General features: G+C 61.0%; 18 protein-coding genes. 2 read left to right on the top strand and 16 right to left on the bottom strand.

Going from position 1 to position 21488, the window contains the following annotated elements; all coding sequences use genetic code 11:
* Positions 1 to 10 precede the first annotated feature (10 nt).
* From DD236_RS05950 to aspS, 14 genes are all read right to left on the bottom strand, one after another.
* Positions 11 to 541, bottom strand: coding sequence for a shikimate kinase (locus DD236_RS05950; RefSeq protein WP_109093476.1), 531 nt, complete (start codon positions 539 to 541; stop codon positions 11 to 13).
* On the bottom strand, positions 538 to 1041 hold the full coding sequence (locus DD236_RS05955) for a shikimate kinase (protein ID WP_109093477.1): 504 nt from the start codon (positions 1039 to 1041) through the stop codon (positions 538 to 540). Before DD236_RS05955 ends, DD236_RS05950 begins: the two co-directional genes overlap by 4 nt.
* Complete coding sequence (gene aroC, locus DD236_RS05960) at positions 1038 to 2249, bottom strand: chorismate synthase (RefSeq protein ID WP_109093478.1); 1212 nt, start codon at positions 2247 to 2249, stop codon at positions 1038 to 1040. Before aroC ends, DD236_RS05955 begins: the two co-directional genes overlap by 4 nt.
* Before the next feature lie 15 nt (positions 2250 to 2264).
* On the bottom strand, positions 2265 to 3977 hold the full coding sequence (locus DD236_RS05965) for a glycerol-3-phosphate dehydrogenase/oxidase (RefSeq protein ID WP_109093479.1): 1713 nt from the start codon (positions 3975 to 3977) through the stop codon (positions 2265 to 2267).
* A 131-nt stretch (positions 3978 to 4108) separates the two neighbouring features.
* Positions 4109 to 4645, bottom strand: coding sequence for a prepilin peptidase (locus tag DD236_RS05970; protein WP_109093480.1), 537 nt, complete (start codon positions 4643 to 4645; stop codon positions 4109 to 4111).
* Positions 4646 to 4684: 39 nt separating this feature from the next.
* Positions 4685 to 5308, bottom strand: a complete 624-nt coding sequence (locus tag DD236_RS05975) for a hypothetical protein (RefSeq protein ID WP_109093481.1) — start codon at positions 5306 to 5308, stop codon at positions 4685 to 4687.
* Complete coding sequence (gene mltG / locus DD236_RS05980) at positions 5305 to 6390, bottom strand: endolytic transglycosylase MltG (protein WP_109093482.1); 1086 nt, start codon at positions 6388 to 6390, stop codon at positions 5305 to 5307. The genes DD236_RS05975 and mltG overlap by 4 nt, the downstream gene beginning before the upstream one ends.
* On the bottom strand, positions 6387 to 6851 hold the full coding sequence (gene ruvX, locus DD236_RS05985; RefSeq protein WP_109093483.1) for a Holliday junction resolvase RuvX: 465 nt from the start codon (positions 6849 to 6851) through the stop codon (positions 6387 to 6389). Before ruvX ends, mltG begins: the two co-directional genes overlap by 4 nt.
* Positions 6851 to 9511 carry an alanine--tRNA ligase gene (gene alaS / locus DD236_RS05990; RefSeq protein ID WP_109093484.1) on the bottom strand — a complete coding sequence of 887 codons (2661 nt, stop codon included), beginning with the start codon at positions 9509 to 9511 and terminating at the stop codon, positions 6851 to 6853. Before alaS ends, ruvX begins: the two co-directional genes overlap by 1 nt.
* A gap of 23 nt (positions 9512 to 9534) precedes the next feature.
* Complete coding sequence (locus DD236_RS05995; RefSeq protein WP_165819840.1) at positions 9535 to 9882, bottom strand: DUF948 domain-containing protein; 348 nt, start codon at positions 9880 to 9882, stop codon at positions 9535 to 9537.
* A 54-nt stretch (positions 9883 to 9936) separates the two neighbouring features.
* On the bottom strand, positions 9937 to 10560 hold the full coding sequence (gene rpsD, locus DD236_RS06000; protein ID WP_109093486.1) for a 30S ribosomal protein S4: 624 nt from the start codon (positions 10558 to 10560) through the stop codon (positions 9937 to 9939).
* An 82-nt stretch (positions 10561 to 10642) separates the two neighbouring features.
* The gene (locus DD236_RS06005; RefSeq protein WP_109093487.1) at positions 10643 to 11995 is read right to left on the bottom strand and encodes a replication-associated recombination protein A; all 1353 of its coding nucleotides are present in this window, start codon (positions 11993 to 11995) and stop codon (positions 10643 to 10645) included.
* A 4-nt stretch (positions 11996 to 11999) separates the two neighbouring features.
* Positions 12000 to 12731, bottom strand: a complete 732-nt coding sequence (locus tag DD236_RS06010; RefSeq protein ID WP_109093488.1) for a GNAT family N-acetyltransferase — start codon at positions 12729 to 12731, stop codon at positions 12000 to 12002.
* Positions 12728 to 14524: an aspartate--tRNA ligase gene (gene aspS, locus DD236_RS06015; RefSeq protein WP_109093489.1), complete on the bottom strand. Its 1797-nt coding sequence runs from the start codon at positions 14522 to 14524 to the stop codon at positions 12728 to 12730. Before aspS ends, DD236_RS06010 begins: the two co-directional genes overlap by 4 nt.
* A 165-nt stretch (positions 14525 to 14689) precedes the next feature.
* On the opposite strand from aspS, the gene DD236_RS06020 reads away from it, so the two are divergent.
* Together DD236_RS06020 and DD236_RS06025 are read left to right on the top strand one after the other, a co-directional pair.
* Entirely contained in the window at positions 14690 to 16084 is a 1395-nt protein-coding gene (locus DD236_RS06020; protein WP_165819841.1) for an MFS transporter, read from the top strand.
* 134 nt (positions 16085 to 16218) lie between these two features.
* Complete coding sequence (locus DD236_RS06025) at positions 16219 to 18099, top strand: DEAD/DEAH box helicase (protein WP_109093491.1); 1881 nt, start codon at positions 16219 to 16221, stop codon at positions 18097 to 18099.
* A gap of 10 nt (positions 18100 to 18109) precedes the next feature.
* On the opposite strand, the gene DD236_RS06030 is transcribed toward DD236_RS06025, so the two are convergent.
* Both DD236_RS06030 and pheT read right to left on the bottom strand, forming a co-directional pair.
* Positions 18110 to 18901 (bottom strand): SDR family NAD(P)-dependent oxidoreductase, encoded by a 792-nt coding sequence (locus DD236_RS06030; RefSeq protein WP_109093492.1) that lies wholly within the window; start codon positions 18899 to 18901, stop codon positions 18110 to 18112.
* 33 nt (positions 18902 to 18934) lie between these two features.
* The gene (pheT, locus tag DD236_RS06035; RefSeq protein ID WP_109093493.1) at positions 18935 to 21487 is read right to left on the bottom strand and encodes a phenylalanine--tRNA ligase subunit beta; all 2553 of its coding nucleotides are present in this window, start codon (positions 21485 to 21487) and stop codon (positions 18935 to 18937) included.
* Position 21488 lies beyond the last annotated feature (1 nt).

Here is a 21488-nt window from a genome sequence, read left to right on the forward strand (position 1 = left end):
GACATCGCCATTATGAAACGCGTCCTAGAACTTCCTCGGCCACGTCGCTAGGCGTCCGGTCCGACGTATCGATGGTGATTGAGGATGCCTGCTCATAGAGCGGTGCACGCGCAGTCATCTGTGTAAAGAAGATGCGACGAGGCGAGGTAACTGCCGCTAGCCTAGGCCCGTCAAGACCGTTTCGATGGGACAGTGCCTTGAGGCTAGCGGTAAGGTGTACAACGGACGCACCCGCTTCGTTCAAGCGGGCCAGCAACGTACGAACATCGGCGAAATCCGCATCCTCCCGTGAGTTGCCAAGGCACCCGGATCCTAACGCAAGGATTCGATTCTCATCGGGCGTGAGCTCGGAGAGAACTGCGAATGCAACATCGTGCTCCACTGATCGGGCGCGCTCCTCCGTGTAGGAGTCCGGCCCCGTTCCACCCACAAGCCGGTCTATCGCCACCTGTGCATCGGCGAATTCCTGCCCGGTCAGCTGGGATAGCTCGGCCGCCACCTCGGGGGCAAGGCTGCCCGGAGGGCCCACAAGGATAATCACGCAAGCACCTCCAAAACGGCGGCAACCACGCCAGCGACGGGTGTTTCATCGGAGGAGACAGTATGGCGGGCAACCTCGCGATACAGATGCTCGCGCTGTTCACGCAGTTCGCGAAGACGAAGCTCCGGATCATCAACCAAGAGTGGGCGCACTGTGCGGGACTTCGTCACTCTGCGCAATAGCTCTTCGGGGGCAACATCTATGAGGAACACGGGATGTCCCTTGAGCGCGGCGCGCGTGGATTCGGTGAGAACGGCGCCTCCTCCGAGGGAGAGCACGCCGTCGTAACCATCAAGCGCCTCTTGGATCACAGCGGCCTCAATATCCCGGAAACCGGATTCGCCTCCATCCTCAAAGATCTGAGGGATCGTACGTCCCGTCGTTTCCTCAATCAGCGCATCCGAATCCCGGAACTCGGTGCCCAGCTGGCGGGCAACGTTCCGCCCCACAGTTGATTTGCCCGAACCGGGCATACCCACGAACACAGCTTTGACGCTCACTTACGCACCTCCGGGATGGATCCGATATAGGAAGCTAGTGCCGATTGCATCTGCGTCACTGAATCTCCGCCGAACTTCTGTGTGAGTGCGTCGGCAACGATCAACGATGCCATTGCCTCGGCCACCACGGCACCGGGAACCACCGCAGTGGTGTCACTGCGCTGGTGCAAGGCTGTTGCAGCTTCACCTGTTTCAGTATCGATCGTGCGAAGCGCACGCGGTACGGTGGATATCGGCTTAAGTGCCACACGCACGCGGATAGGCTCACCGTTAGACATGCCGCCCTCAATGCCGCCAGCTCGATTAGTTACACGGTGAACGCGGCCGTCCTCGCGGACGATCTCATCGTGAGCGGCGCTTCCTGGGCGGCGGGCAGTTGTGAAGCCGTCGCCGATCTCCACTCCCTTAACGGACTGAATGGACATCATGGCCGCTGCGAGCTGAGAATCCAGCCGCCCGAATGGAGTGGCATAGGTGCCCAGTCCAGTCGGAACGTTGTAGAGCACTACCTCGATAACCCCGCCAAGCGTGTCCCCCGCCTTCTTGGCTTCATCAACCGTGTCGATCATCTGTTGGGCCGAGTCCGGATCGAGACATCGCACGGGAGAAGCGTCCAAAGCCTCTGAATCTTCGGGAGTTGGAAGATATCCGGAGGTATCTTCTGCCTGACCGAGCGAAACCACGTGGGATACCACGTTGATTCCCGCAACTTCACTATTGATGGCGCCCGCAAGGGCACCGAGCGCCACGCGTGCGGCAGTTTCGCGTGCCGAGGCACGCTCTAGGACTGGCCGAGCATCGTCGAACCCATACTTGTTCATTCCCGTCAGGTCAGCGTGACCCGGGCGGGGCTTGGTGAGCGGGCGATTGCGAGCCACCTCTCGTTCGTCGCCCGTTCCGGCATCGATAAGCAAGGACTCTCTGGGCACTGGATCGGGAGACATCACGGTCTCCCACTTCGGCCATTCTGAGTTGGCAATCTCCAGTGCCACCGGCGATCCTATTGACACGCCGTGCCGAAACCCGGATAACACGGTGAGTTCGTCTTGCTCCCACTTTTGGCGGGCGCCGCGCCCATACCCGGCCCGGCGCCGTGCCAGCGCGGCGCGCACCTCCTCACTGGTGAGGTGCACGCCGGCCGGGACGCCCTCCAAGAGGGCAATCAGGGCACGTCCGTGGGATTCTCCAGCAGTACTCCAACGCAACATGCCCCGATTGTATAGTTAACCGACGATGTCGGGTGCCTGCGTACGCTCAGCAGACGCCGCCGCGTCGTTGCTTTGCGCCTCGGCGGCAAGCTCCGAAGCGATCCTTGCGCGGTAGTTATCCTTCTCTGCTTCGGTCTGCTCGGCACTCCATCCCAAAGCAGCCGCCGCGATCTCTGCAATCTCATCTACTGCTGCGCCGCCGCGATCACGCGCCTCCGAGTTCAACCGAACACGAGCGACGAAGATGTCCTCAAGATGCAACGCGCCCTCCACGGTGCAGGCCCGATGGACCTCCGCGCGGATGAACTGCGGTGCCGCTTCGAGTGGCGTGGCAAGTGTGGGATCTTCATCGATTGTGGCAAGGACCTCACCAATCTCACTGCCGTAACGTGAGAGCAGATGCTTCATGCGATCTGCGTCGAAGCCGTACTTGGCGCCTAGGCGCTCCGACTGATTGACGGCAGCCTGATAGCCGGCTGCACCGGCTAATGGCAGGCTAGACGTCACCGATGGCCGGCGTTTTGCTTCCTCCTCGCCTAGCGCAAAGTCAACGGCATCTTCGGCCATGACGCGGTAGGTTGTGAGCTTGCCTCCCGCGATTGCCACCATGCCCGGAATAACCTCAGTCACGGTGTGCTCCCGTGATACCTTTGTGGACTTCGATTCGTCCAAGACCTTCGGCTGTAGAAGCGGGCGCAAGCCAGCATAGGTGCCGATGATATCCTCGCGAGTAAGAGGACGATCAAGGATCTTGTTCGCCTGCTCCAAGATGTAATCGATGTCTTCACTAGTTGGCACCGGATGCTTGAGCTGTTCGTGCCAAGCAGTATCGGTAGTGCCAATCACCCAGTAGTGCTGCCACGGAATGATGAACAGGACTGATTTCTCCGTGCGCAGGAAGATACCCGTCTGCGCCGTGAAGCGTTCGCGCGGAATGACGATATGCACGCCCTTGCTCGCAAGAACCTTGAGGCCGCCCGTGCCTCCTGCCATGTCCTGTGTTTCCTCAGTCCAGATCCCCGTGGCGTTGATGACACGCTTGGCGTGGACCGTGATCTCATTGCCAGTCTCCAAATCGGTGGCAACCACACCAGCTGCGTGCCCGCGAGAATCCTTGAGGAACTCGTGTACACGCGTGCGACTGGCAGCTTCGGCACCATAGGACAAGGCCGTACGAATAAGGGTGATGACTAGTCGGGCGTCGTCCACACGGGCGTCATAGAATTCGATCGCACCGTTCAGAGCCGAGGGCTTAATCTCCGGGAACCGCTTGAGTGCGCCCTTCTTCGTATGGTGCTGCTGGATGGGAACCGTCTTGTGCCCGCCTGCGCCAGCAACTGCTAGAGCGTCGTACATACCCACACCAACAGCGGAGTAGGCGCGTTCGATCACAGGTGTCTTGAGCGGCCACAAGAAGGGCTGGGCTTCAACGAGATGAGGCGCGATGGTGGTGAGGAGGTTGCCCCGTTCGCGCAGGGCCTCGGCTACAAGTTTGAAGTCGAGATTATAGAGGTAGCGCAGGCCACCATGGACCAGACGGGAGGAACGTGAAGAGGTTCCTGATGCCCAGTCTTGGGCTTCGATCACGGCTGTGCGAAGCCCGCGGGAGGCTGCATCGAGCGCGATTCCGGCGCCCGTGACGCCGCCGCCCACAACCAGCACGTCGTATTCGCCGTCTTGAAGAGCTTCAAGAGAAGACGCGCGTTGTTCAAGGGAAAGAACAGACATATGGAGTTCCTTTGCAAAATGCGACACACCCTCGCACGGCGGTTTCCCGCCCCTGCACCCCAATGAATATTTACGGAGATTCTAGCTATAAATAGGGGTGGCGCGAAACTCATATGAACAAGCGTGCGCGGCTAGGTTGGCCAGCCGATAAATGTGCAGGTTGCCCCGCCCACCAGCCACGGGCCAAGCGGGAGGGCAGTTGCCATTGTGGCGCGCCGGGTCAGCAGGAGAAACCCTGACCATAGTCCTGCGCCAATTACCGCTATAAGTAGCGCCAATACGAGGTCCACTCCGAGCCAAAGCCCTAACACACCCAAAAGTTTCGCGTCGCCACGCCCCAGAGAGGTGACCAAGCTAGCCGCATATCCCACTACCAACCCACACGCCGCGGCAAGCACAGATTCGAGCCCTAGGCGCCCGTCGAGGATGCCCCCAAACAGAACCATGCACGCCGCGACGGCAAGAAGCGGATCTGGCAATAGATGCCGTATCGAATCCACGTATGCGGCAACAACAAGCGGCGCCACGGCAAGAGCTGAGAAGCACATCGCGCCCGACACGAAGTAGCTGGCGAGAAACAGTATGCTCCCCCATACCAAGCCCAGTATGCTGGCCTGGACAGGCCGAAGCGTCCCGCGCAGGAGCCGTTCCCTTCCCCAGAATTCCATGGGGGCAGGCTACACAGAGGCCTCTTCTAACTGCAGAAGTTATCCACAGGCCGCCATCATGGCCCCGATATCGGGCTCGCGGCTGGTGAGTAGCCTGATCTGTGCGCCAGCCGTGTACAGCTCTACACGCTCGTTACTCGCGCGAGCTCCGTCCCATCGGAATCCGGTTGGACCGAATTCTATGGTGGGCTCGTGCTGAGGAGGTGTAACGGTAATCCCGAGCCGGTGGGCCACCGCACCCACCAGTGCATCAGGTGTACTTTCGATCCTCTCTACCCGTAACTGAGTGAGAGCAGCCAAAGCCGCCCATGCTTCGGGCCCGGTCGCATTCACACGCGCATAGCCTGCCAAATATTCTTGGCCGCTCGCTTGGCGCACGGCCTCGACCATCCCGGCCACCCGCGACAAGAAACCGAACGCCCCGGGAAGGCCGCCGGCGAATGCCAACGTATCGGCGAATCCCACGGCTTTCGCCAAACCATCTGAGTTCTCCGCGAGCCGCAGGGCGCCAGTTCCCGGTGGCACGGCTACGCCGGACCAAGCCGGTTCGCGCAGTGAAAGAACCTCGCCTAGATCCCCGCTCTTGGCGATCACGTGCTCGGTAGTGCCCGCGGCTAATAACCGATACCCAAGGTCCTCCTGAGAACCAGCCCAAACGATCATCCTTGCGGATTCTCCTCTAGCCACTCCCGGAACTCCTTAACGTACTTTTGGTGCTCCTCGTATGTGGAGGAGAACTTTGTCTCTCCGGTATCAAGGTTCACCGTGACGAAGTAGAGCCAGTCGCCCTTGGCAGGGTTAGCTACCGCTTCAAGTGCATCCAGTCCAGTCGCCCCGATCGGTGACGGCGGCAGTCCAGCGTGAAGGTACGTATTGTACGGAGTATCTTCCTTGAGCTGTTTGGCAGTCGGCACGCCGCTATCGATACCAAGGCCATACAGCACACTGGAATCCATTTGAAGTTTGCCGTTCACATCGTCCTCATCGGCAAGCCGGTTATCGATTACCCTAGCCACCTTATTCAGATCGGCCGAGTTCCCCGCTTCTCGTTCCAAGATAGAGCCCTTGATGAGGTCCTCCTGCCACTGATCCCGATCAATGTCCAGCTCTTCGAGCTGGTAGATCCTGGCATCAATCATCTCGGCTAATGCCTCTTCAACAGTGGTATCGGATTCGAACGTGTAGGTCAGGGGTGCGTACCAGCCTTCGGGGTCTCCTTCGGCCTCCTCCGGGAGCCCTATATCGCCCTCTTCGGCTGCCTCTTCACTCGTGCCTGGTTCGAGGCCTAGGACGGTGTCGAGCCGTTCATAAACACGCCACTTTGGCCAACCCTCGGGAATCGTCACCCTCTGTTCGGCCCGGGCCGCGGGATCGAGCAGCGCAGAAACTGCTCCGGTTGCGGACATCTCCTTCTTCAGCGTGTAGACCCCCGGCTGAATTGAGCCTGAACGCGAATCGTTATTAAAGGCATCCACGAACGCCTTCTCCGTGGCAACTACGTCTTCATCCACGAGGATCGCGGCCATACTCTTGCCGCTACTGCCTTCGGGAATTTCAACGGTCACGCTACCTGTTCCGGGTCCCGGATAATCGGAGACCCGATCCGACCCTGAAAAGAACTGCGGAACGAGGAACACCAATGCCGCGGTGAGCACCATGACGATGAACGAGACAAGAACGGGAGTAACCCATCGCCTCTTCTTTCGGGCTGGAACAACTTCTAGCTCTTCGAAGATGTCGCTCATTCCGTCCTCTCTGTCTGGACCAGTTCACCTGGTTCGCGGCCAGTTTGGCGTTCGATATCTAAAGCAGTCTCTAAAATGATGATCGCTGCAGCCTGATCAACCACCGAACGGTGGTTGCGGGAGCTTCGTCCCGAGGCTGACAGCTGGGCATGCGCCGTCACTGTAGACAAGCGTTCATCAACCAAACGCACCGGGACAGGAGCGATCCTGTTGGCCAGCTTACCTGCCCATGACCGTGCGTGGCGCGCAGAAGCTCCCTCAGTACCATCCATGTTTAAGGGAAGCCCCACGATCACCTCGATGATGCTTTCGCGTTTCACCATCTGGGCGGCCCGCCGGATATCCGATCCGTTTCGGGCTAGTGTTTCAACCGGCGTGGCGAGGATCGCGTCCGGGTCACATGTGGCAACCCCGAGGCGAGCCTGACCAACGTCGATGGAGAGTCTCTTACCGCGGCGCATTACCCGAGTTGCGACTCGATTGCGGCCTGAGCGGCGTCAATCTTTGAGGCATCTGTACCGCCGCCTTGGGCAATGTCATCGCGGCCACCACCGCCACCGCCAAGGACCTTTGCGGCCACGGAGACCAGACGTCCAGCACGGATTCCGTGCTCACGGCCGCCTTCGGTGGTGGTCACAACGATGGAGGGCCGGCCATTGACCACACCGGTGATTACCACCACCGAGTTAGAGTGATCATCAAGGCGTCCGCGCACATCGTTTGCGAAGGTACGTACATCATCTGCGGAATCAACTTCACCAAGCGCACTCACGTAAAGATCAGCATCACCGACATGCCGCGGGGTCTTCACCACGGCATCTACGCCTCCAGCCAAGCGCTCACGGCGCATCGTGCCGATAAGCTTCTCGGCTGTCTTCAACCGTCCCAGCATCGAGTCGATACGGTCCGGAAGTTCATCGGCCCGAACTCCCATCATGGAAGAGATCTGAGAGACGAGTGCGCGCTCCTTGGCTCCTTGCTCATATGCCCGATCTCCCACAAGCGCATCGATTCGGCGCACTCCAGAACCAATCGAGGCTTCGCCCAGAACACTCACAAGTCCGATCTGCCCAGTCTCATGGACATGTGTACCCGCGCAGAGCTCCTTGGACCAATCGCCGCCAACGGAGACTACACGGACTTCCTTACCGTATTTCTCCCCGAACAGGGCCATTGCACCGGCCTTTCGAGCATCATCGATGTCCATAATTTCGTCAGTGACTTCAAGATTGTCCTGCAGCCGATCGTTGACTCGTGCCTCGATGTCCGAAAGCACCTCGGCCGGAACGGCGGAACCGTGCCGGAAATCGAAACGCATACGCGACGGCGAATTCTCTGAACCCGCTTGCGTGGCCTGTTCCCCGAGGAACTCGTGGAGCGCCTTGTGCACCATGTGCGTAGAGGTATGCGACCGCGCAATATCAATACGACGCTGCGTATCGATCGAGGCGACAACCTGATCGTCCAGAGCGATCGTGCCCTCACTGAGGTAGCTGCGATGGACGTGCAGCCCCTTCAGCGGCGCCTGAACATCCTGAACCTCAAGGAAGCCGCCACCGGCCACCTGAATGGTGCCATGATCGGCGAGCTGGCCACCCATCTCTGCGTAGAAAGGCGTCTGATCCAGGATCACGTCCACTTCACCGGGTTCGGTGACCACGGGAACGGATTGGCCGTCCTTAAGCAGCGCCACAACCTTCGCCTGAACACTCGCCTCGGTGTACCCGAGGAAACGCGTGAGCCCGCTCTGTCCCTGAATCTCGTGGTAAACGTGGGCATCCACGTGACCGGTTTTCTTTGCCTGAGCGTCGGCCCGAGCGCGATCCCGCTGCTCCTGCATGAGCGTGCGGAAGCCCTTTTCGTCAACCTTAATACCCTTTTCCTCCGCCATCTCGAGCGTGAGGTCAATCGGGAAACCGTAGGTATCGTGAAGTGTGAATGCGTCGCTACCGGAAAGCGTCTTGTTCTTCGCGCGCCCCACAGCAAGATCGAAGATCTGCGTGCCCGCGGTGAGGGTGCGGCGGAACGCCTCCTCTTCCTCGCTGGCAACCTGCAGGATCTGCCCGAATCCAGATTCAAGCTCTGGGTAGGACTCCTTCATCGCGTCCTTTGAGGCGGTGATGAGGGTAGGTACCACAACGTCGTCGACCCCAAGAAGGCGAACCGAACGTACGGAACGGCGCAACAACCGCCGCAAAACATAACCGCGCCCATCGTTGCCCGGGCGCACTCCGTCGCCAATCAGCATCATAGAAGAACGGATGTGATCCGCAATCACACGCATGAGGACGTCATCGTGACCGCCCTTGCCGTACGCCTTACCCGTAATTTCTTCAGTGGCGGTGATAACAGGCAGGACCTGATCGGTCTCATACATGTTGGGCTTGTCCTGCAGCAGGAATGCAATGCGCTCCAACCCGGCGCCCGTATCAATGGCCGTCTGATCCAGATCGCCGAGAAGCTCATAGTCCTTGCCCTGCCCGGGACCACGCATGTACTGATCGAAAACGAGGTTCCAGATCTCAAGATAGCGATCACCGCCAGGATCTACGGTGCCGCCTACGGCTTCGGGTCCATATTCAGGTCCGCGATCGTAGTGGATTTCGGCGCACGGACCCGCGGGGCCAGGCTGTCCCGTGTCCCAGAAGATCTCCTCGCGCGTGAGCTTCACGACGTGCTTGGGGTCCAAGCCAATACGCTTGGTCCACGTCTCGTAGCTGGCATCGTCGTGTTCCCAGATGGTGACCCAGATGCGATCGCCATCTAATCCGTATCCGCCCTCGGAGATCGGGGAGGTCAGGAGCCCCCACGCTAGATCGATGGCGCCTTCCTTGAAGTAATCGCCAAAGGAGAAGTTGCCGCACATCTGGAAGAACGTGCCGTGGCGCGTTGTGTTGCCGACGTTTTCAATATCGTTGGTGCGGATGCACTTTTGGACCGAGGCAACGCGCGGCCAGGGAGCCTGTTCCGTTCCCACAATGTAGGGGATAAACGGGACCATGCCGGCTATGGTGAATAGAACCGATGGGTCCGGCGATACCAGCGGTACCGACGGCGCAATATGATGATCGTTCTTCTCGAAGTAATCGAGCCAACGCTGGCGAATCTCAGCGGTGCGCATGTGTTCCTCAGTCCTTGAAAGTCTTATTTACCGAAAGCAGATTTTACCTTGTTGGTTCCCTTGCGCACAGCCAAGATCGGTGCGGCCAAGGTGGAGCTCACAAGAGTGGTGAGCGCGGAAACGTCCTCCGCGGTGCGGGCGGCGGCAGCCGTGATCGTATCGATCCGTGCGATCTGACCGTTTGCGTCCCGGACGGTCTGCGCGGCCTCATCGATGGCCGGCAACGTATGCTCCGTAATCCGCGTGACCGTATCCGCTAACTGATCCACAACGCCCGAAAGCTTAGCGATGGGCCGGATGAGTGCAATGACAAGAGCAACAAACGCAAGTGCGGCAACGATGCCAGCAATCCCGCCAAGTGTGATCTCCACAATAACCTCCTAATAGCAAGAACGCGCCCCGGAGGGCGCGTTCTCTTATGCTGACTAGCGCGAGTAGTGCTCGACGACCATCTGGACGTCGCAGGTCACGGGGACCTCAACACGCTTCGGGCGCCGAACCAATGAGAACTTTAGCTTCTCCAGCTCAACATCCAAGTATTCCGGAACCTTGGGCAGAACGTCGCGATGAACACCCTCGGCAGCCATAAGGAACTGCGGGGATGCCTGCGAATGAGCCTTGACCTGAACAACCTGCCCGGGCTTTACGCGGAAGGAGGGGCGGTCAACGATCTGTCCATCAACCAGAATGTGGCGGTGAACCACGGCCTGACGGGCCTGAGCGGTGGTGCGGGCGAAGCCTGCACGGAGCACGAGCGCATCGAGACGCATCTCGAGAAGCTCAACGAGGTTCTCACCAGCAAGACCATCTTGACGGCGAGCCTCTTCCCACACGCGGCGCATCTGCGCCTCGCGGATTCCGTACTGTGCACGCAGGCGCTGCTTTTCCTTCAGACGTACCGAGTAGTCCGAATCCTTTGTGCGGCCGCGGCCATGCTCGCCTGGACGGTAGGGGCGCTTCTGCATGTAGCGCTCTGCCTTCGGGGTAAGAGCTAGGCCAAGGGCGCGCGACTGGCGCACCTGCTTGCGATTACGGTTGCTTGCAGACATGAATCTCCTGTCGATCTATGCACAACGCTTTCCTGATGAATGCGCTGCGGGGCCAACTCAAACGGCTAAGGCCCCAGGGTAGCTAGCCAAGACTACCATCACTGCCGTCCAGCACGTCCCGGATGCGGGCCAGCCGCGGTGTGATGTTCGCTTCGTACCCGCGATCCGTAGGCTCGTAATACCGGGTTCCCTCCATGCCCTCGGGCATGAACTCCACCTGAGCAACCCCGCCCGGGTAATCGTGAGCATACTTGTAGCCTTCGCTGTATCCGAGGTCTTTCGCCCCGGAGAAGGCATCGTTGCGCAGCTGTAGCGGCACGGGAGCGGCCTTGCCAGCCTGCACATCCGCCATCGCGGAGTTGATCGCGTTATAGGCTCGATTGGATTTAGGGGCGGTAGCCAGATGTACCACGGCCTCGGCCAGAATGATCCGCGCCTCCGGCATCCCAACGAGGGCCACCGCCTGGGCCGCCGCCGTTGCAGTCTGTAGCGCTGATGGATCGGCCATCCCCACGTCCTCTGCCGCGGAAATCATAAGCCGGCGCGCCACAAACCGCGGGTCCTCCCCCGCCGCCAGCATTCGCGCTAGATAGTGCATGGCCGCATCCACATTTGAGCCGCGAATCGACTTAATGAACGCGGAGATCACGTCATAGTGCTGATCCCCCGCACGGTCGTATCGAACCGTGGCGCCGTCCGCGGCCTGGGCGATGTCTTCCACCTCGATCACTCTAACGCCCCGGGCACGTGCCCCATCGGCCGCCGCTTCCAGCAACGTCAGCGACCGTCTGGCATCCTGCCCGGCGATCCGCACTAGATTGTCTTCGGCCGCTTCCCCTAGCTCGTACCGCCCGGCTAGCCCACGCTCATCGTTCAGCGCGCGTTCCACCACCGTCCGAACATCCGCGTCGGTAAGCCCGTGCAGCGTAATAAGAAGGGATCGCGAAAGCAGTGGCGAAACAACCGAAAACGCTGGATTCTCCGTAGTGGCCGCCACGAGGATCACCCACCCGTTCTCCACGGCGGGCAGTAGCGCGTCCTGCTGGGTCTTGGAAAAGCGGTGCACCTCGTCAATAAAGAGCACGGTCTCCTCACCCTGCGCGGAAAGCCGGTGACGAGCGGTGGAGATGACAGCCCGAATGTCCTTAACTCCGGCCGAAACGGCGGAGACTTCCTCGAAGTGTCGCTCCCCCGCCCTCGCAATTAGGTAGGCCAGCGTGGTCTTGCCGGTTCCCGGAGGCCCCCACAAGAAGACGGACGAGGGCACGCTACCCTCTGGATCCATCAGCCTGCGCATCGGCGATCCAGCCGCCAGAATTTGGTCCTGGCCCACTACCTCGTCAAGGCTGCGCGGGCGCATCCGCACCGCCAACGGGCCGTGTTCGCCGGTTGGTACTCCCTGATTGTCCGTTCCCAGGCTCTCGAAAAGATCCATAGCTTTAGTGTGGACCAATCGGGGTCGAGTCCGCGATGGTCTGGGCGCCACCATGGATATAGCCAAGCGAATCGTAGAGGTGACGCGCCGGATTCTCCGCCCACATCCCGAAGGTGACAAGTGAGTGGGTTTCAAGCTCAAAGGCGGTCACGGCCGTCATGATATCCCCGGCCAACCCACGCCCCCGATACTCCGGGAGCGTCCCCAAACCGCCCAGATAGGAGTTGCGACGCCCAGCCACGTCCGTATCGTCCTTTGCGCCTATGACACTTGCCAGCACCCCGGCGCTCCAGATTCCATACCAGCGATACGACTCGAAATCATCGAATGCCTCACTCCGAGGGTTGGCAGCGGCCACGACGGGACGCGCGTCCTCCGCGGTAATGTCCCGCACTGCTTTGGCACCCGCGCGCTCGTGAAGCGGATCCTTAGTCCAATAGAAGTCCCAGTCATTTCCCCAGTATTCAGGGAGCCACGCCGCAAGCTCCGGGCTCAGCGTCAAGCCCCGAGATAGCATTGCCCACGCAGGCTCTGGGACGCCTGCCCGGCGCGCCTGGTCCAGAACGAGGCTGAGCCGCTCCGGATCTCCGTGCCCAAGTAGTTCTACCCGCCCGTCAGTATTTTTTTCGACGACGACGGCAGCGTCCCGCTCCTCCACTCGAAAGAGCTCATCGCCGGCCAAAGAAGCAGTGTGGGCCTGCCAAAAGACAGACCCACACCCGAGAATCTCACTCACTCAGCGGATTCCTCGTTCTTCTCAGCCTTCTTGGGCTTGGCATCAACGCCGGCTTCCTTGCGCTGCTCCGGGGTGATAGCTGCTGGCGCGTCCGTGAGCGGGTCCCAGCCGTTACCGATCTTCGGGAACGCGATGACGTCACGGATGGACGGGGCCTTGGTCAGCAGGGACACGATACGGTCCCAGCCGAAGGCGATGCCGCCGTGGGGCGGTGCGCCGTACTGGAAAGCATTAAGCAGGAAGCCGAATTTCGTTTGTGCTTCCTCTTCCGAGAGCCCCATGACCTTGAAGACGCGCTCTTGGACATCCCGGCGATGAATACGGACGGAACCGCCGCCGATTTCGTTGCCGTTGCAGACGATATCGTAAGCGTAGGCCAGAGCGTTGCCAGGATCGGTATCGAAGTTGTCCATGCACTCGGGCTTGGGCGAGGTAAATGCGTGATGCACCGCGGTCCATGCCGAATGCCCCAACGCAACGTCGCCCTCGGCCTTGGCGGCACCGGACGGCTTGAACAGAGGAGCGTCCACAACCCAGGTGAAGGCCCAAGCATCGGGATCGATCAGGCCGCAGCGTTCCCCGATCTCCACGCGGGCCGCCCCAAGCAGCTCGCGTGAAGCGGTGGTCTCACCGGCGGCGAAGAAGATGCAGTCACCGGGCTTTGCGCCGGTCGCGGCGGCAAGTCCGTCGCGCTCTGAATCGGAGATGTTCTTTGAGACTGGTCCACCCATCGTGCCGTCGTCGGCAATCGTGACGTACGCGAGGCCCTTGGCGCCGCGCGCCCGTGCCCACTCTTGCCACTTGTCGAAGGTACGGCGAGGCTGCGAACCGCCACCGGGCATCACCACGGCGCCCACGTAATCCTGCTGGAACAGCCGGAACGGAGTCTCCTTGAAGAACTCGGTAAGGTCGGTCAGCTCGTAACCGAAGCGCAGATCGGGCTTATCCGAACCGAAGCGCGCCATCGCATCATTGAACGTGATGCGGGGAATCGGGGTCTGGATCTCGTAGCCGATCAGCGACCAGACTTCCTTAAGAATGTCCTCGGATACGGCGATCACATCGTCCTGATCAACGAAGGACATCTCGACGTCCAGCTGGGTGAACTCCGGCTGACGGTCAGCACGGAAATCCTCGTCGCGGTAGCAGCGGGCAATCTGGTAGTACCGTTCCATGCCGCCCACCATGAGGAGCTGCTTGAACAGCTGCGGTGACTGCGGCAGCGCGTACCACGAACCCGGGTTCAAACGGGCTGGCACAAGGAAATCGCGGGCACCCTCAGGAGTGGAACGGGTCAGGGTTGGGGTCTCAACCTCAACAAAGTCATGGCCATCAAGCACGCGGCGCGCAGCCTGAGAAACCTTGTGGCGCAGTCGGATCGCGTGCTGCTCGGGGGCTCGGCGAAGATCGAGGTAACGGTACTTGAGGCGAACATCCTCGCCCACCTGGCCGCCATCTTCAGCGTGCTGAGAAACCTGGAACGGAAGAGGCGCCGAAGGATTCAGCACTTCCACATCATCGGACTCAACTTCGATTTCGCCTGTTGGCAACGCGGCGTTGGCGTTTCCTTCGGGGCGCTCACGAACGATGCCAGTCACGCGTACGCAATATTCATTGCGCAACTCGTGGGCCACTTCTTCGCGAATCGTAATTTGTGCGATGCCGCTGGCATCTCTCAGATCGATGAATGCAATGCCGCCATGATCGCGGCGCCGATCCACCCATCCGGTCAGGGTAACGGTTTTGCCGATGTCGGCAGACCGTAGCGATCCTGCATTTCGGGTGCGAAGCACGCTGAACCTCTTTCTATTCGTTATATCACCCGCGAGACGAGCGGGTTCTAGGCTCCCACTAGACGAGTGAGAGCCGCCTTTTCATGCTACTCCCAGCCAGTGTGTGACTAAACCGGCAGGAGCGCGGCACTCCTCACAATGTTGGCGGTGGTTACGATGAGCATCATGGCAAAGATTTCACAGACGCATGAGCGGTTTCTGATGTGGATATCGGTTGGTCTCATCACCGTCATTGCGTTCGAAACCCTCGCCGTGAACACTGCCATGCCAACCGTGGTCAAATCGCTGGATGGGCAAAACCTGTACGCGTTGGCGATGGGCGTTGTGATGGCCACCCAGCTCATGACCACCGCTTTAGCCGGACCGTGGTCCGATCATAAAAGTCCGCAAACCTGCCTGTATACGGGTGTCGTGCTGTTCGCGACGGGCCTTGTCATGTGCACAGCAGCCCAAGATATGACGTTCTTCGTTTGCGGACGCGCGATCCAGGGCCTTGGCGGCGGGTTGTGCGTAGTACCGCTCTACACGCTGGTGGGTTCGAGTGTGCGTTCCTCCCTCCAGCCAGCGTTCTTCGCGGCATTTGCGGTCGCGTGGGTTCTGCCGTCGCTGGTGGGCCCAGCAATTTCCGGTTTTATCGTGGAGCATGCCTCGTGGCGCATTGTCTTCGGGATCGTACCTCTGGTTTTGCTTCTAGCGGCGCCGAGCCTAGTCAGCATCACCCGGAAGATTCCCCATGAGGCCAGCCCAGCCGACGGTTCGCGCATTCGTCTGACGATCGGCTGCGCAATTGCCGCGGGGATTGGGGCGGCAGCCCTCCAAGTGATCTCCGGGTCCCAGCCAGAATCCTTCGGCCCCACCGTGTACGTAGCGATTGCCATGCTGGCCGTGTGGACCTTCGCTTTCGCCCGCCCGCTGCTACCACCTGGTACTTCGGTGGCCAGGAGAGGACTCCCGGCAACTGTTCTTCTGCGCGGCATTATTAATGGCACGTTTATCGGGGTTGAAACGTTCCTTCCCCTGCTCTTGCAGGATATTCATGGGTGGAGGCCCTTCCAAGCCGGTCTGGTGCTCACCGTTGGTTCTGTCACATGGGCTCTGGGTTCTGCCGTTCAGGGGCGTCTTTCTGGGCCGGTGTGGCGCGCGCGAATCCCGATGATCGGTACCGCCTTGCAAACTATCGGCATCGCCCTCACCATCGCGGGTGCCTTCTCCGAGGTAAGCGGCCTCGTTATCCTCTCGGCTTGGACCATCTCGGGCCTCGGGATCGGTCTGAACTATCCGGCTATGACCGTGCACGGGCTCGCGATGAGTGCACCTACAAATCACGGCAGAACCTCCTCTTCCCTGCAGATTGCAGATACTCTGGGCGCTTCACTGGCCGTAGCCGCCGCCGGCATCACGTACGCGGTTATACTTCCTGCCCAATCCCCCGCGTTCGCCGCAGCAATTGGGCTCATGGCCCTCCTGATCTTCTCTGGTTTCCTCATGTCCGGGCGTACCCAGCCCGTGGCGGGCACCAAGGAGGCGGCGCGCCTAGAGGCGAGCTTTGCCGAGGAGTAAGTAGCCGATCTCATACTGCGACCTTCCTTCTTTTCCCACTACACTTCTTAAGGCGCATCTAGCGCCCCCAGCTGCTGCCGCCAAGTGAGTTTGTTTGCGTTTGCGGCCCTGCTGGCCAATGTGAAAGTAGATTCATGACAAACGCCTCTGGCGCAGATATTAATTCCACCGACCTCACCTTCTCGGATCTGGACCTTCCCGAAGATCTTCATCAGGCAGTTCAAGACATGGGGTTCGTGCATCCCACGGCCGTTCAAGCTGCCGCGATCCCGCTCTTGCTAGCTGGCCGCGACGTGGTGGGCGTTGCTCAGACCGGAACCGGCAAGACGGCCGCGTTCGGCCTGCCCCTTCTGGCACACGTAGATCCCGATGCGCGCCGTGTTCAGGCCCTAGTCCTAGCCCCCACTCGCGAACTCGCGATGCAGGGCGCTGCGGCCATCGATGATTTCGCCTCGCACTCCCACGACCTAGATGTCGTGGCCGTGTACGGCGGTTCTTCCTACACCCCTCAGCTTCGCGCGTTAGAGCGCGGCGCTCAGGTAGTGGTGGGGACCCCGGGCCGCATCATGGATCTCATGGAGCGTGGAGCCCTCAAGCTAGAGCACGTCAGCTACTTTGTGCTGGACGAGGCCGATGAGATGCTCCGCATGGGGTTTGCCGAGGATGTTGAAACCATCGCGTCCAAGCTCCCCACTGAGCGCATTTCCGCGCTGTTCTCTGCCACGATGCCGCCAGCGATCCGCCGCGTTGCCGATCAGCACATGAACAACCCCGAGGCAGTGACGATCTCCCGTCCCGCTTCCACCGTGTCCACGGTTCACCAGACCTTCGCCGTTGTTCCCGAGCGTCATAAGATCGGCGCCTTGGCCCGCGTGCTGGCTGTGACGGACGCGGAGGCAGCCCTCGTGTTCGTGCGCACCCGTGCCACAGCCGAGGAACTGGCCATCGAGCTCGGCTCCCGAGGCGTCTCAACCGCCGCCCTTTCCGGTGATGTCGCACAGCGCGACCGTGAGCGCCTCGTTTCGCGACTAAAGGACGGCACCCTTGACGTCTTGGTTGCCACGGACGTTGCAGCCCGCGGCCTAGACGTGGAGCGCATCGGCCTCGTTGTGAACTTCGACGTGCCACGCGAAACTGACACCTACGTGCATCGCATCGGCCGTACCGGCCGCGCGGGCCGGGCCGGAGAGTCCCTCACCTTCGTGACTCCGAAGGAGCGGGCACGCCTTCGCCGCATCGAAAAGCAGACGAACTCCCACATGGACCAGATCGAGCTGCCAACCCCAGCCGAGGTGTCCAAGCTCCGCGCATCAAAGCTCGTGGAAACCGCACGCACACGTTTCGCAAACGGCCGCCTCTCGGTTTACCGGGATGTCCTCCGCGAGTTTGATAATGCTGATACCCCCGAGGGCACCGAGCCGATGTCCCGCGAGGATCTCATCTTCGCGCTTCTCGCGCTGGGCGTCCGCGATCCAGGTCCGGTCAAGGGTGAGGAGCCGGATAAGCTGACCGTTGATGCGGATGAATCGCGCGGTGGACGCTACGAACGTGATCGGGGCGGACGTGGAGACCGCGGCCGTGACCGTGGTGGCCGTGGCGGTAAGCGCTCGATGGAAGGCTCCACTCGCTATCGCGTTGAAGTTGGCCACAAGGACCGCGTGAAGCCGGGCGCTATCGTTGGTGCGATTACCCACGAGGGCGGGCTCAGCGGATCGGACCTGGGCCAGATTGATATCTATCCGTCCTTCTCTCTCGTGGAGATTGGTGTGCCTCTCTCCCGCGAGATGCGCGAGCGTATTTCCGAGGCTCGCGTCTCTGGCCGCCAGCTACGAATCTCCGAGGATCGCGGCCCGCGCCACGATGATCGGGACCGCCGCCATGACGATCGCCGTCACGATGGCCGCGGATACCGCCCCTCTGCCTCGGATCAGGCGGGACGTGGCAAGAGCTACGTGGGTGACCGCGACCGCCGCTACCGCGATGATCGCCGCAACGATCGGTTCGGCCGCCGCTAGGACAAGCTAGCTATTCGAAGTCCGTCAGCCGGAGGCGCCGCGAGTTTTCTCCCACGCCTTCGGCTGATCGCTTTTTCAGGTCATCTAGGGAATCGCTGCCTGCCCGTACCTGACATCCCGACAGTCCATCGAGTTCCCCGTCTGCAAACGAGGCTGCGATCTTGGCGGCCTCGCTTGGCTCTGTCCACTCGGTACGTCCGATGTGCATCTTGGCGTCCTTGGTCATGTCCGTGTAGACGACACCCGGGGCAAGTTCTAGGACGCGCAGTCCCTGATCGTAGCCCGCAAGGTGCAGCGAACCGCCCAGCCGCATGAGCGCCGTCTTGGATACGTAATAGGCCGAAGTATCGGGACGATCCTTGATCGCGGCACCGGAGGATAGATCGATGATTCGCCCGCCTCCGCGCTCCAGCATGCCGGGTACCAGAGAGTGCTGGATCAAGTAGGGCGCACGCACGTTGACGAGCTGGGTGTACCACCAATCCTCGGGATCGGCCTCCCACGGGTTTTCTTCGCTGCCGAATACACCGGCACAGTTGACCACCATGTCAACGCCGCCGTCGGTTCTAATGATTTCGAGCATCTGGGCGAGGCGATCCCGCTTTTCTAGGAGGCACGCCATCGAGCAGACGATCGCGCCCTTCTCTTCGCACGCTGCAACGGTGTTCGTCAAAGCCTTCTGCGTGCGCGCCACAAGAATCAGGGTGCGGCCGGGCCGCGCCAGCTCAACTGCCATGCGTTGGCCGATCCCGCGCGATGCCCCGGTGATGAGGATGTGCTCGGCCGCTGGAACTGTAGTCATGAGATAACGCTACAACTCCAGCGGCCCATCGTACTAACTGCGCAGCTCGGCGCCCAGCTTCTTCTTGGTCTGCTTAACGATCTTCTTGCGCAGTCCGGCGGTCTCCTCGGCGCTCAACGTGTGGTCTGCGCGAAGGCGCAGGGCATAGGCCAGAGACTTCTTACCCTCCGGCACCTGCTCCCCTGTGTACACATCGAAGAGGCGCAGATCCTCCAGCAGATCGCCGCCTGCCTTGCGGATGACGGCTTCAAGATCCGCGTTGGTTACTGACTCATCCACAACGAGCGCAAGGTCCTCCTTGGCTGCTGGGTGCGTAAGCACCGGTGCCACCTGAGCCGGTTCGGTCCCGCGAGCCCCAAACAGCGCATCGGAATCGATCTCGAATGCAACAGAACGCGTGGGAAGCTCGAAGGCCTTGCACACGGCGGGCGCCAGTTCGCCGGCATATCCGATCGGCAGCGTGCCAGCAAGAATCTGTGCACAACGCCCCGGGTGCCATGGCGCCTGCTCTGCGGAAACCACAGTGACGTCTAAGCCAACTGTACGGCCCATGGAAGCCACTGCCTCGATCGCATCGCGCCAGTCCCACAAAACCGCGGGGAGCTCAGCCTGAGCCTCGGAGACCGCCCCACACGCCACGCCGGCGATGTGATGTGGCTGGGACGGGATGGCACCCATGAGTCCGTTCAGAGTCTCCTCGCTCGGACGCTCCCCGACGGGCGCAGGGTCAGCGGGAACTACTCCATCGGGACGGCCCACGAGGCTCGCCTCGCACACGGCCACCGCAGGATTACCACGGGACACATTCAGACGCGCGGTATCCAGCAGCGAATCCAAGATGCTCGTGCGCAAGTAGGGCGCCTCATCCTGCAACGGATTAGCTAGACGAATCGCTGTGCGCCGCTTATCGTCAATCCCCTGCTTATCAAACGTATCCACACCAACGAACGGGTAGGAAAGTACCTGTACCCAGCCTGCCTCGGCCAACGTCCGAAGCACGTCGCGCCGCTGGCGCTGGACGGGAGTTAGTCCCCCGCCCGCGCGCGCCATCGGCAGCTCCACCGGGATCTCGTCGTAGCCAACAAGCCGCGCGATTTCCTCAACGAAGTGCGCTGGGCCCACAAGATCGGGGCGCCAGGTTGGCGGAGTAACGGACAGGACCTCGCCCTCGCCCTCGACCGCACAGCCAATGTCAGTCAAGATCTCCCGGATGCGATCCTCGGCCACAACAAGCCCGGTCAGGCGCTCCACCTCAGCCACAGGGAAGTCTTGCGCCGCGGGCGCCACCGTGTTGTTGAGATCGAACACCTCGTTGCCGGCCTCGCCGCCGCCATACTGGACCAGCAGATCCACCACGGCCTGCGCGGCCACGGGCCCGAGTTCGGGATCCACCCCGCGCTCGAAACGCTTGGCGGCCTCGCTGGGAAGCTTATGCCGGCGGGCCATGCGCGCCACGGACACCTGATCGAAGTGCGCGGCCTCAACTAGCACGTTCACAGTTTCCTTGGTGATCTCCGTATCGAAGCCACCCATCGTCCCGGCAAGCCCCAGAACCCGATCGCCGTCAGTATCGGTGATCAGCAAGTCCTCGGCGCCGAGCTTGCGCTCCACCTCGTCCAGCGTCACAAGCTTCTCGCCAGCCCGGGCGCGCCGCACGATGATCGGCCCGTTGACCTTATCCAGATCGTAGGCGTGCAGTGGCTGGCCCAAATCGAACATCACGTAATTCGTAGCGTCAACGGCCAGAGAGATCGGCCGCATCCCGGCCGCCGTAAGGCGATCGCGCAGCCATTTGGGAGACTCCGCATTCGGATCCACCCCGCGCACCACGCGCGTGACGAAACGATCGCAGCCCGCGACCCCGTGAATCGGGGCACCGTCGCGGACCTCAACCGGGTAGCCATCCGAATTAGGCTCGGGTAGCCCCTGTTCCAACGCAGGATCCGTGAATACAGCGCCCGTCGAATGGTGATACTCGCGGGCCACCCCACGCATGGCAAAGCAGTAGCCACGATCGGGGGTGATATTGATTTCGAGGGTCCGCCCCGCGATACCCAAGATGGGCCGCGCGTCCGTTCCAACTGCGGGAAGGGAGGCGATCGCTTCGTCGTCGTCACCCTTCGCCAAAACAATAATCCCGGAGGCGTCCCCACCGATCCCCAACTCTGTAGCCGAACAAATCATGCCGTCGGAGGTGTGGCCGTACGTCTTACGGGCGGCAATAGCGAATCCGCCCGGTAGAACTGCGCCCGGAAGCGAGACCACCACGTAGTCCCCCGCCTCGAAGTTGTGCGCGCCGCAGATGATGCCGCGCGAGGGAAGATCGGAGGGCTCCTTGCCGGTGCCGGGAGCATCGTTGTGATCGCCTACATCCACGCGGCAGTAGTTGATCACCTTGCCGTTGGACTGCTCTTTGGCCTCCAACGTCAGGACCTTGCCCACAACAACCGGACCCTGAACCTCGGCCTCGTGGATCTCTTCTTCTTCAAGGCCAACGCGCACCAGATCGGCCGCGAGCTGCTCCGGGGTCAGATCCTCGGGGACCTCAACGTGATTGGCCAGCCAATCGATTGGAATGAGTGGCATA

Source organism: Ancrocorticia populi (assembly GCF_003123745.1).
GTDB lineage: Bacteria > Actinomycetota > Actinomycetes > Actinomycetales > Actinomycetaceae > Ancrocorticia > Ancrocorticia populi.